Consider the following 9,256-nt stretch of genomic DNA (forward strand, 5'->3'; position numbering starts at 1 on the left):
TTACACACCTCGAATCCGACGACTAGTAAGCTTCCGTTCCATACACTCTTTATGTACCTTAGTTAAATGCAGTAAATCAAATTCATCGGCTTCGATTTGTTTCTTTATAGCATCAGCCTCAGAGACTGCGATATGATATAGTTCCTCATCAATAACACCAGAGGATAACGCCAACTCTAGTTCATTGGCATCTTTATGAAAAACTTCTCCTGTAGGAAGGATAATGATGTCCAAAAAGAGGTCGTCCATCCACGGACGACTATTATCAACGCCATTTCGATAGCATATATCGATATACCATTGGACAATCTCCCCTGCCGCATTAAACATAGTAGTGATTGAATGACGTGCCCCCTCAGGAAAATGCTGCAGCCAAGAATAGCCTTCGTCTACTATGCAGACCTTTTTATCCCCATATTGGACATATAATGGTTCAGTTATTTTGATCACCTTTAACATGGTAACGTGACCCTTAAAACCATCTTCATTGAAGAAATCCTGAATGAATTCCCTTTGAACGACACGAAGCCAATCAGCCCGGTCACCATATTTTCTTTTTAACTTAATATCATTCATATAAATCTCCCATATTATTAGTTAGGGGAATATTGTTTTCTTGCAGTTTCTCCATGATTTTGAACCTGTTGTTCTGCACCTTGCTGTTATAAGGCAGTTCGATCACTTCTCCAGCTTTTGTGACTAGATTTAAACGGTCTACTACGGTTACTCCATTACTTTTCACGAAAATTTCTTTTGCTTCTTTAACATCCTCCCAATAATAGGAGTTGATCGTGTTGAACGTTTTATAATCATTAAAATGCATTCCCTGGTCATCAAGGTAATAATAGTTTGACACGCCGAACATGAAGAGTGGTACGCATGCTAGCATGATGAGAAGTGTGATCCACTTGATGCCTTTCCATTCGAACTTCCACGTTAAAAATAAATGCAGAAACAGAGTTACCGCTATCCAAAGCATCCCAATCATGAAAATTACGTATGCAGATGGTGGTGTATCATAAAACCACTTATCAGCTGACAGGTAAAGATAATCCTGAATAATATAAACAAAAACGAGAGGCATGAACAAACTGCTGATGATTAAAATAATTGCTGTCACGAGGACTATATTAGATGAATTCTCTGTATTGAAACTTACACGTGCCATCATATTTCCTCCTTCTCCCTAGATAAATGTTAATACGTTTATCCAGGAGGAAGGTTTCAAATATTCCAAAAATTTACTCGAGGAAAAATCATTGAACTATCGACATTAAAAATGCTTTTCCATTGGCTCCGCACAATGTGTGTAGCCATTTCTTCCATAAAACTCGATGCTCTTATCGCTTGGCCACACGATGATGAACTCGTACTTCTCTTCTTCAGCCCATTCATTTACACGTGACAGCAACTTGCTCCCAGTCCCTTTTCCCCTATATTCGGGAACAGTATATACATTTGTCATGTATGCAAACGGATGTGTGACCCTGCCTGGACGTGGCACCTTATGGACCAATTCAACGTAAATATGGGAAACGATTTCCCCGTTATTCTCGGCAAGCCAGACAAACCATTGCCCGCTTTCCAGCGCAAATTCGAGGAACCCTCTGCATTCTTTTTCAAAGGAGCTATACTCAACTCCCTCCCCCATTTCGGGGTAATCTTCGAGGGTAAAGTCCCATCTCATTTTTATTAATTGATCAATATCCCCTTGGTTGGCTAATCTAATTTTCATATTCCACTCCGTTGATATAAAAAATGTTCGCTGCTTTTAGGTGATGTTCTGCTGCCCACTTATCTGCTTTCCTTTCTGTTTTTTCCAAAAAAATAACTCAATCCAAAAGGAATCAATGGAACGAGAGCTAACAGCCTAAATCCATTTTCCGCTCCCAGAAAATAAAGGGACGGAAGGGTAACGGCCATTCCGCTCATAAGTAGAAGCTTCCAGGATTTATTTATCAAGCCCCCAATAAACAGGAAACCGAACGCTACAATCAATAGCCAAAATATTGTCCCTGCCATATCTCATCCCCCCTAAAAAACTTCATGAGTGTTTTTCTTCATTGCACCTAAATCTTATAAAATGCCAGCATCGCTATTCTCACACCACATTTCCTTCACTTTGCTGCATTCAAATGAAAAAATCATGATCCCTGTCTCTTTTACTCGCTGATTTTCAGATGGGATGTCGAACCAGCCGCCTTTGTATGTCATCCAGCCGGTGTAACGTACTACCAATTTATTGCCCTGTTCAATCAAATCATCCAGTACCCAAATATCGTTCTGAAAAACGGATCGATACCATTCATGAAATCTACCATCGATCTGCGAGAGTTTTCTCCATTTCGCGAATGGTAAATAAAGTCCTCTGAAGTCAGTTCTTCAATCACATCGAGATTCCCCTCTGTAAAATATTCACTGAACCATCTTTCAGCTAGTAATCTTTTATCATCGCTAATCATATCCCCACTCCTGATCATGGTTATTTTTCCAGCAGCCAAAGGCCACCAATGTTAACACCTCTGAATTCCTCCATATTACCTTGTTCATCTTTTAGCAATAATGCTCCTTTGGAGAACAGCAAATACCAATCAAACGAGTAGCCCTGGATCGAATAAGTTTCGATCTCCGTCTTCAACTCATCATCTATCACCACTTGAGAGACTTTCACACATTCAATGCTAAAACAATTGTATTCTGTATGATCACTGATATGATTTAGAAACGATTGTTGATGCTTCGGTACACCAGCTCCTAAAAATATTAATAGAATAACAATGATACTGATCAGGTATGGAAAGTTAAACCGATGCTCAACCAGCAAGATCCATAAAGCAACTGCTGAAAAAAAACTAATCCATAACAGCCAGCCAATGTCGAAAAACATATTTGCCAGGAAAGAGTTTACAGCTAGGAAGATCAAATAACGAATAACATTGGCGATTGGACGGGCTTTCATCTTCTCATCTATTTCTTGCTCCAACCCAACTGTCGTTTTACTAATAAAAAGTTGATAAATTGAGTATAAAATGGCTATGGATATACCTATAAAAGAAATCATTAAAGCGCCTTTATCCATATAAATCACCCTTATAGAAAAATTCCAACATCCTAAAAAACCAGTTTGAACCAACTGCCATGGCCGTCGGTTTCCCCGATTGAGTTCAAGCTTTCTTGTCCATCGAGATAATAATCGAAGTGAAGCTTTGCATCGTAAATATTATTGTATATATGAAAAATCGCCCTTCGATTTCCTATTTCCTTTATTTGCTCCAAAAGCTTCTCCTTAGTTTCGACTGGCATTTGATTGGCAACATGGGTATGAAATACACAAATCACTTGTTCTCCTGGAATTTCTGCTGCCAGGAATCGGAGTATTTCAACTCCATCCCCCTCTATTAAGCTTAATGTTTGATTGCTCACATAGCTTGCCGCTTTTTCGAATAACTCACGTCTTTCACCATGTTCTGGCCAGATCAATGCCTTTAGCCATAAGTAATCCTCTGTATCTCTCACATCATTTATATGCAGGTCGACTCCTATTCTTGTTGCAACATCAAAAGGGGGCAATGGATTCAGAAGTGATTTATCTCCTCTTATTTCAGATCTTAGGTGAACTTCCGAATCAATATTCCCGACAATCTTATCTGTACCATATGAATAACTGTATTTGTCCACGAATAACTGTAAGCCCGCACTCGTTCCGATTTCAATCAATGCCAATGGCTTTCTGGTCATGTGGGAAATACGGCTGAATATGGGATAGAGATAAGAACAGCGCCTGACCTCATTTGTCTGGACAATTTTGCTTTTAATCAATTCGATTATCTCTTCAGAATATGCCTGGCAAAAATCGACGAAAGCCGGATAAGCTTTTTCCGCAGGAAGAGGTTGTTCGGTCAAGCTTGGATAGAATCCCGCCAGCGGATGATTATATCTTTTCATTAATAGATAGTGTACAGCTCCAAAAAATAGATTTGGCACCGGCTGGCCTTCTCTCGTTTTCTTTGCAAGGTTAAGCATTTTAGTATCTTCAGCTATTCTGGAAGATAGGAATTCATATAGCCGGCTTGACCCTTTGCATTCAAGAACCGCAAATCTTTTGAACTTCATAGAGATATCATCAGACATAAACATCACCTAATCCTTTTATATAAAACCTTGATACTCACTAAAATCATATAAACAGTTACCACAGCTGCCACCACAAGGAATAAATAATTACCCATTAATATCTTCGTAGGGTTCTCCTGCGGACTCACTAATCCTAATTCAAACGGAAAAGCATCATCCAAAGGTGTCAACCAGGTGTTCTGTTCAATAATCGGCAGTGGAAGTCCAAGTCTGTGCCTTGTCAAATCATAATCAGTTGTTACAACGACAGAATCGAAGAAAGGAGTAATGGATATTCCGATTACACCAATGAAAATAGAAATCATCAATAATCTGTTACGTTTTAACATATTAATCCCACCATAAAAATAATTTCCCTGTCTCTTTCATTTCCTCGATTAAACCGCTGATCGTTCCTGTTCCCTGTTCCATAATGTCCGGACAAAATTTAGCGATTTCTTTTGCCAGTACCATTAATTCCTTGCCTTTTGGCATTATGCGAAAACTGATTTCCACCCAGTCATAATCCGCCCCAATGATGATGAATGGAAACCTTCTATGCCAGTCCTTCAGTTTTGAAATGACGTTCTCATTGCTTATATCGTAATTGTCTCCATGGGTCTGCTGAACCTTCAGAATGTCGAATCGGTCGGTACCCTTGATAATACCGATCTCTTTATGATCATAATCGCAAATAAAGGCCTGATAGTTTATCTCCCGCAGCTCCTCTTTAAGCTTCAAGACAAAATGTTCCGATTCTTCTTTCTTTGCCTTAATACAAATTCCAGCCAGCTCACCTGGTTTATCAGAATACAAGTCCGTATTATACAAGGGCATCAATTTGCTGTGTGAATTCCTTTTTAAAATTGTCAATGCTTCTTCTGAAAAATTTGCTTCCTCAAGATTCACTTCCTTCTCCGAAATCTTGCCAAAGCTAAATAACTTTTTCCAGACCATCTCTCCACACCACTTTCTATTTGTACTCCTTAAATGAATGACGGCAGTATTTCTGTTTTAAAGTACTCCAGGGGTACATGTGTTCCAGCATAATTGTCACTGGGTCCTTATTTTGGAATGTACGGATACCACTGGTGGATTCTTTCAGATGAAGACAATGCTCCGGTCAGCCCGCATACCTTTTTCGCGATTGATAGCGGCCAATATATCATAGTCGTACCCGAAAAATATTTAGTCACGATCTTTACCCGTTGGTGCAGTAAATTTTTGTATCCATTCCTCGGAAACAATCCTCTTCGTTCCCCATTTCCCGTTACTTAGCATCAGCTTGCCTATTTTCAGAAGATCAAAAGGATTCATTATTTTCATGCAGAACAAGACAGGAGTTGATTTTTTCTTTTGTGAACTTCTTATCCCAACTTAAAATCACTCTTTCACCAACTTATCGCATGATAATACTAATTGCGCCTTTGCAATTGGCCTCACATTTTCCATATAAAAATCTTCAGCCTTCCAATATCTTTTAGTAAACTTTTCGATGTTCTGCTGAGTTTTCAAGCTTTCCCTTGAAAAGCGAACATCTCTTGGGCAATCCAGAAAGACTGTAAAATCAAAAAAGCTGCTCCATTCCTTTCTCAGCAAGAAGACCCCTTCAACAATAATGATCTTCTTATCAGCTATATTCAGGTTTTTATATTCATGTCGATCCAAACCATTATCGTAATAGGGCAGCTCTAGTTCATTAGAGTAAATGAGCTTTTCAAACAAAATTCCCTTGAGCAACTCAATATCCCATTGCAGGTAATAATATTCTTTCCATTCGTCTTGCCCGGTATTGTATCTGCTCTGCCGTTCAACAATATGGTCATCTATATGGATAATCAGGTTTTGAATGTCTTTTGTGTCCAACATTGAAGCGAGTTTTTTTACAAGTGTCGTTTTCCCAGCCCTGCTGAGACCATCTATACCTAGAATAAAACGTTCATTTTGACCAATTGCTGAATCGATTTCCTTCATTATTTTTCCTGTAAAATCCAATGTGTCTACCTCTCATTTCATAGGTGAAAGTTACATTAACTTATTCGCTAAATCGACACATATTTCCTTTTTCAGGCAAAAAAATAACCACCTGTATAAGGCGGTATCATTTAAATTGAATTGAATCTTTCTGATGGTATGCTCCGCTTCTTCGATGCTTTCCCTTAACCATAAAGGAGCATATGGATGGGCAATGATTTCTTCTTCGGTCATCCAATATACAACGGCGACTTCATCTGGACTTTTTGCAAATGGTTCACCTGATGCAATCTCACAATAAAAGACCAGATCAAGCACTTCCCTTCCATCCGGAAGAACAAAAGAAGTATTCCGAACATATGTAACTTCCTCTTTTATTGTGATACCCACTTCCTCAAAGAGCTCCCTTTTCAAAGTTCGCTCAAGTAAATCCTTTGAGAACCCCTCGTTTTCAACCGTTCCGCCAACAAGCGAAAGAAGCCCTCCGGCATGTTCCTCTTTGGAACTCCTTTCAATAATCAGCCACTTTCCTTCCTTGTAGATAGCGCCTTCAACATTTAAAACAAACATTGGTGATCCCCTTTCCAATTGTGCTTCTCTTATTGGGATACACTCATTTGTATCCCTTCTTTAAGCCTAAAGGCCTGTAACTTTTTTCAAAGGTCCCAAATTATAATTTTTACCAAAAAGTTACACATAATTTTTACCATATAAATTTACTGAAAATTCGATAAATTTACACATGCTTTTCCAACATTACTACTTGTATAATAGTAATACACCTAGAGTTACTGAAGGTCGACCAACAAAAATAGGAGAGTGATCAATTTGTTAGAAAACGTTATTTTCGCAATGGTCATCGGTGGATTTGTTGGACTGACAGCTCATGTGAGAAAACGAGGCAAGATCATCATGCCGAGAAGGACAAAGAAATTCATTTACCTTGGTTTCTTGGAAGAAATCCTCACCGGTTCATTAACAGCCGCACTATTGGTAGTCTCTTCAGAAGCTGATTCACTTCTTAGAGTTTTTTTGATGTCCATCATGGCGGGTTTCGGGGGTGATGCCTTACTAAGGGGCCTAGAGTTATTTCGAATAGGAAGCAGTAACCCAGGCGGGGAGGATATTGGCAAATGAAAAAACCAACACCTCAGCCTAAGAGAAAGAAGTTTGCTAACGCCATTGGTCAAGCAGCTTCCAAAGTGCTTGTTTTTTTTTGATAAAAAAGAAGTTGGGAAACTTTTAAGCCTACCCCTTTCCCCCTAAACATTACCTTTCATTAAAATAAATCCCTTTTTAAACCAAAATCGGAATATTGATTTTCAGTTCAGGTGCATCTTTTAAAGGATTAAAGCTTCCTGGATACTCTTCAAGATGCTCTAATTCACTCTTGTTTAATGAATAGCCATTCTGTTTGATCCAAGCGTACAAGCCTGTATAAGCTTCATGCACTGCTGTTCCCTTATACTCTGTACTGGCAAAAGCATAGGCCGGAACCGTAATAAGCTCCATTTCTTCAGGTATAACCGTTGTATCTTCCACTTCCAAAGCCAGATAATATGTAAAACCATTTTCGTTGATATGATAAGAAAGACCAAGAATGTTTTCTGTATTTACAGCGCTCTTTATTTCATTTTTCCTTTCAAGAAATCCCTTATGAAAGCTTTTGATTTCTCCCTTTGCTGCCTGTTCAAAAGTGCCGATCCATTTAACACCTATAGCCTTAAATGCTTCTCTATTGACGATTTTAGTTACCATTGTCATATCCTCTCCTTTTTTTCGTACATTTTTCTAATCAGCCAGGGAAAAGTAAGACTAAAACATTGAGGAGTAACATGATGGATCTTAAACTTTTCAAGCTAATCAACAGACTTTCTGGCCGCTTTTCACCAATGGATCAACTAATGATCCTTATTTCAAATCGTGTACGCTATGCTTATCTTTTGATCATAGTATTGATGCTGTTCAAAAACCGGTTTAACAAAAGAATTGCTCTAGAAACGGGGATTGCAGTTACCATCAGCTTCTTTTCCCATTTCTTCATCAATTTATTTTATTTTAAACCTCGCCCCTTCATTAAACGACGTGTTGGAATCCTTATTCCTTCAAAAACAGATTCTTCCTTTCCCAGCAAGCATACAATGCTCGCTTTCGCTGCTTCTACCACTGTATTCATGTTTCACCGGACCCTCGGTACGATCATGATGTGGATGTCTGCGCTAACCGGCTTCTCCCGAGTCTGGGTTGGGCATCACTATCCATCAGACATCATTGGAAGTGCTATTCTTGGCGCACTGACTAGTTTGGTGACACGCATCATTTCGTTCAGTAAGTTCGGAAACAAACCGGAAGCCAGCTAACAACCTTTTGACTTAATGACGGACATTTTTCCGGGACTTCCTCCCATTTCTGTCCGTCATGACCTTGATGACGGACACTTTTGAGGGTCTTCTTCTCTTTTCTGTCCGTCATGGCCTTGATGACGGACACTTTTCTGGATCTTCCTCTCATTTCTGTCCGTCATGACCTTGATGACGGACACTTTTCCAGGTCTTCCTCTCATTTCTGTCCGTCATGGCCTTGATGACGGACACTTTTCTGGGTCTTCCTCTCATTTCTGTCCGTCATGACCTTGATGACGGACACTTTTCCAAGTCTTCCTCTCATTTCTGTCTGTCATGACCTTGATGACGGACACTTTTGAGGGTCTTCTTCTCTTTTCTGTCCGTCATGGCCTTGATGACAGACACTTTTTCATTACTTTCACTTATTTTTAACCGTCATATCAGTGAACCTCAGTCTTAAGGTTGTAAGCTGCCAACTGCTCTCCCCACGGTGCAATTTCCGTCTCAGCAAATCCGACCTTCTTGTATGTAGCTCTTGCCCCGTCATTCTCTTGATTATATCCAATCATGATCGTTGGGATTCCATTCGTGTTCATTCTTTTAATCTCTTCAACTACTAATTTTACCGCCGCAGTCCCAAAGCCTTTACCCTGATGCAACTCATCGATCATTAAACGATAAATCCAATAATTATTATCATCCGGGTCAATACCGTACATCGCGAAGCCCACCATCTGCTCTCCCTCAAAAATTCCGGATGTCTTGAACTGATCAAGAAACTGAACTTCAGCGATTGAATACAGATTTGAGGCCATGAAGTGTTT

Annotated in this window: 16 protein-coding genes; 2 read left to right on the forward strand and 14 right to left on the reverse strand. The window is 39.4% G+C overall.

Going from position 1 to position 9,256, the window contains the following annotated elements; translation table 11 throughout:
• The 12 genes from ACH0QE_RS20930 to ACH0QE_RS20985 form a co-directional block, all read right to left on the reverse strand.
• A complete protein-coding gene (locus ACH0QE_RS20930) occupies nt 1-576 on the reverse strand; it encodes a DUF402 domain-containing protein (protein ID WP_415802411.1) in 576 nt (191 codons plus the stop codon).
• Complete coding sequence (locus ACH0QE_RS20935; protein ID WP_415802412.1) at nt 569-1,171, reverse strand: hypothetical protein; 603 nt, start codon at nt 1,169-1,171, stop codon at nt 569-571. Before ACH0QE_RS20935 ends, ACH0QE_RS20930 begins: the two co-directional genes overlap by 8 nt.
• Nucleotides 1,172-1,273: 102 nt before the next feature.
• Nucleotides 1,274-1,735: a GNAT family N-acetyltransferase gene (locus tag ACH0QE_RS20940; protein WP_415802413.1), complete on the reverse strand. Its 462-nt coding sequence runs from the start codon at nt 1,733-1,735 to the stop codon at nt 1,274-1,276.
• A 59-nt stretch (nt 1,736-1,794) separates the two neighbouring features.
• Complete coding sequence (locus ACH0QE_RS20945; protein ID WP_415802414.1) at nt 1,795-2,022, reverse strand: hypothetical protein; 228 nt, start codon at nt 2,020-2,022, stop codon at nt 1,795-1,797.
• 54 nt (nt 2,023-2,076) lie between these two features.
• Entirely contained in the window at nt 2,077-2,238 is a 162-nt protein-coding gene (locus ACH0QE_RS20950; RefSeq protein WP_415802415.1) for a hypothetical protein, read from the reverse strand.
• Nucleotides 2,239-2,255: 17 nt separating this feature from the next.
• Nucleotides 2,256-2,462 (reverse strand): hypothetical protein, encoded by a 207-nt coding sequence (locus ACH0QE_RS20955; protein ID WP_415802416.1) that lies wholly within the window; start codon nt 2,460-2,462, stop codon nt 2,256-2,258.
• A gap of 20 nt (nt 2,463-2,482) precedes the next feature.
• Complete coding sequence (locus ACH0QE_RS20960; protein WP_415802417.1) at nt 2,483-3,079, reverse strand: hypothetical protein; 597 nt, start codon at nt 3,077-3,079, stop codon at nt 2,483-2,485.
• 32 nt (nt 3,080-3,111) lie between these two features.
• Nucleotides 3,112-4,137: a DUF2332 domain-containing protein gene (locus ACH0QE_RS20965; RefSeq protein ID WP_415802418.1), complete on the reverse strand. Its 1,026-nt coding sequence runs from the start codon at nt 4,135-4,137 to the stop codon at nt 3,112-3,114.
• Nucleotides 4,137-4,463 carry a hypothetical protein gene (locus tag ACH0QE_RS20970; RefSeq protein WP_415802419.1) on the reverse strand — a complete coding sequence of 109 codons (327 nt, stop codon included), beginning with the start codon at nt 4,461-4,463 and terminating at the stop codon, nt 4,137-4,139. The genes ACH0QE_RS20965 and ACH0QE_RS20970 overlap by 1 nt, the downstream gene beginning before the upstream one ends.
• Nucleotide 4,464: 1 nt before the next feature.
• On the reverse strand, nt 4,465-5,070 hold the full coding sequence (locus ACH0QE_RS20975; RefSeq protein ID WP_415802420.1) for a DUF4253 domain-containing protein: 606 nt from the start codon (nt 5,068-5,070) through the stop codon (nt 4,465-4,467).
• A gap of 426 nt (nt 5,071-5,496) precedes the next feature.
• On the reverse strand, nt 5,497-6,087 hold the full coding sequence (locus ACH0QE_RS20980; protein ID WP_415802426.1) for a kinase: 591 nt from the start codon (nt 6,085-6,087) through the stop codon (nt 5,497-5,499).
• A gap of 51 nt (nt 6,088-6,138) precedes the next feature.
• Complete coding sequence (locus ACH0QE_RS20985; protein WP_415802421.1) at nt 6,139-6,657, reverse strand: NUDIX hydrolase; 519 nt, start codon at nt 6,655-6,657, stop codon at nt 6,139-6,141.
• 258 nt (nt 6,658-6,915) lie between these two features.
• Between ACH0QE_RS20985 and ACH0QE_RS20990 the strand changes: the two genes are divergently transcribed.
• Nucleotides 6,916-7,224, forward strand: coding sequence for a DUF4257 domain-containing protein (locus tag ACH0QE_RS20990; protein ID WP_415802422.1), 309 nt, complete (start codon nt 6,916-6,918; stop codon nt 7,222-7,224).
• Between the two features lie 159 nt (nt 7,225-7,383).
• On the opposite strand, the gene ACH0QE_RS20995 is transcribed toward ACH0QE_RS20990, so the two are convergent.
• Nucleotides 7,384-7,851 carry a GyrI-like domain-containing protein gene (locus tag ACH0QE_RS20995; RefSeq protein ID WP_415802423.1) on the reverse strand — a complete coding sequence of 156 codons (468 nt, stop codon included), beginning with the start codon at nt 7,849-7,851 and terminating at the stop codon, nt 7,384-7,386.
• A gap of 74 nt (nt 7,852-7,925) precedes the next feature.
• On the opposite strand from ACH0QE_RS20995, the gene ACH0QE_RS21000 reads away from it, so the two are divergent.
• On the forward strand, nt 7,926-8,447 hold the full coding sequence (locus ACH0QE_RS21000; protein ID WP_415802424.1) for an undecaprenyl-diphosphatase: 522 nt from the start codon (nt 7,926-7,928) through the stop codon (nt 8,445-8,447).
• Between the two features lie 425 nt (nt 8,448-8,872).
• Here the strand turns inward: ACH0QE_RS21000 and ACH0QE_RS21005 are convergent, their stop codons facing one another.
• Nucleotides 8,873-9,247, reverse strand: a complete 375-nt coding sequence (locus ACH0QE_RS21005) for a GNAT family N-acetyltransferase (RefSeq protein ID WP_415802427.1) — start codon at nt 9,245-9,247, stop codon at nt 8,873-8,875.
• Between the last annotated feature and the right edge of the window lie 9 nt (nt 9,248-9,256).

The sequence above is a fragment of the Mesobacillus sp. genome, from assembly GCF_047739415.1.
Lineage (GTDB): Bacteria > Bacillota > Bacilli > Bacillales > Cytobacillaceae > Mesobacillus.

Bases quoted from the DNA above. Each gene is read 5' to 3' on its own strand.
- ACH0QE_RS20945 (WP_415802414.1), bottom strand. From the start codon at position 2,022: ATGGCAGGGACAATATTTTGGCTATTGATTGTAGCGTTCGGTTTCCTG.
- ACH0QE_RS20965 (WP_415802418.1), bottom strand. From the start codon at position 4,137: ATGTTTATGTCTGATGATATCTCTATGAAGTTCAAAAGATTTGCGGTT.
- ACH0QE_RS20955 (WP_415802416.1), bottom strand. From the start codon at position 2,462: ATGATTAGCGATGATAAAAGATTACTAGCTGAAAGATGGTTCAGTGAA.
- ACH0QE_RS20980 (WP_415802426.1), bottom strand. From the start codon at position 6,087: ATGAAGGAAATCGATTCAGCAATTGGTCAAAATGAACGTTTTATTCTA.
- ACH0QE_RS20935 (WP_415802412.1), bottom strand. From the start codon at position 1,171: ATGATGGCACGTGTAAGTTTCAATACAGAGAATTCATCTAATATAGTC.
- ACH0QE_RS20940 (WP_415802413.1), bottom strand. From the start codon at position 1,735: ATGAAAATTAGATTAGCCAACCAAGGGGATATTGATCAATTAATAAAA.
- ACH0QE_RS20975 (WP_415802420.1), bottom strand. From the start codon at position 5,070: ATGGTCTGGAAAAAGTTATTTAGCTTTGGCAAGATTTCGGAGAAGGAA.
- ACH0QE_RS20960 (WP_415802417.1), bottom strand. From the start codon at position 3,079: ATGGATAAAGGCGCTTTAATGATTTCTTTTATAGGTATATCCATAGCC.
- ACH0QE_RS20930 (WP_415802411.1), bottom strand. From the start codon at position 576: ATGAATGATATTAAGTTAAAAAGAAAATATGGTGACCGGGCTGATTGG.
- ACH0QE_RS21000 (WP_415802424.1), top strand. From the start codon at position 7,926: ATGGATCTTAAACTTTTCAAGCTAATCAACAGACTTTCTGGCCGCTTT.
- ACH0QE_RS20985 (WP_415802421.1), bottom strand. From the start codon at position 6,657: ATGTTTGTTTTAAATGTTGAAGGCGCTATCTACAAGGAAGGAAAGTGG.
- ACH0QE_RS21005 (WP_415802427.1), bottom strand. From the start codon at position 9,247: ATGGCCTCAAATCTGTATTCAATCGCTGAAGTTCAGTTTCTTGATCAG.
- ACH0QE_RS20970 (WP_415802419.1), bottom strand. From the start codon at position 4,463: ATGTTAAAACGTAACAGATTATTGATGATTTCTATTTTCATTGGTGTA.
- ACH0QE_RS20995 (WP_415802423.1), bottom strand. From the start codon at position 7,851: ATGACAATGGTAACTAAAATCGTCAATAGAGAAGCATTTAAGGCTATA.